The organism is Micromonospora sp. BS32, assembly GCF_059089345.1.
This window is the reverse complement of record NZ_JBSSHR010000141.1, coordinates 1-417: the sequence shown is the minus strand read 5'-3', so window position 1 is coordinate 417 and position 417 is coordinate 1. Positions and strand designations below refer to the sequence as shown.

1 protein-coding gene is annotated in these 417 nt (G+C 68.8%); it reads right to left on the bottom strand.

The genetic code is table 11. The annotated features are described in order from the left end of the window. The coding region (locus AC5RWQ_RS30635) for a sugar phosphate nucleotidyltransferase (protein ID WP_494286071.1) at window positions 1–417 on the bottom strand (417 nt) is incomplete at both ends.

Genomic DNA, 417 nt, shown 5'->3' with positions numbered 1-417 from the left:
ACCCGCCCCTGCGGGTCGAGTTCGGCGACACCGAAGGAGGTCGGGTTCGGCACCCTGGTGAGCAGGATCTGCGCGTCGGGCCGCTCCGCGCGGAACTCCTCGACCAGGCCGGTGATCCCGCCGACGATGAAGTTGTCGCCGAGGTACATCACGAAGTCGTCCTCGCCGAGGAACTCCCGCGCGATCAGCACCGCGTGCGCCAGCCCGAGCGGCGCGTCCTGCGGGATGTACGTGACGTCGATACCGAGGGCGGAGCCGTCACCGACCGCGTCCCTGATCTCCTCGGCGGTGTCGCCGACGATGATGCCCACCTCGGTGATGCCGGCCTCGGCGATGGCTTCGAGGCCGTAGAACAGCACCGGCTTGTTGGCGACTGGTACCAGCTGCTTGGCGGAGGTGTGAGTGATCGGCCGGAGG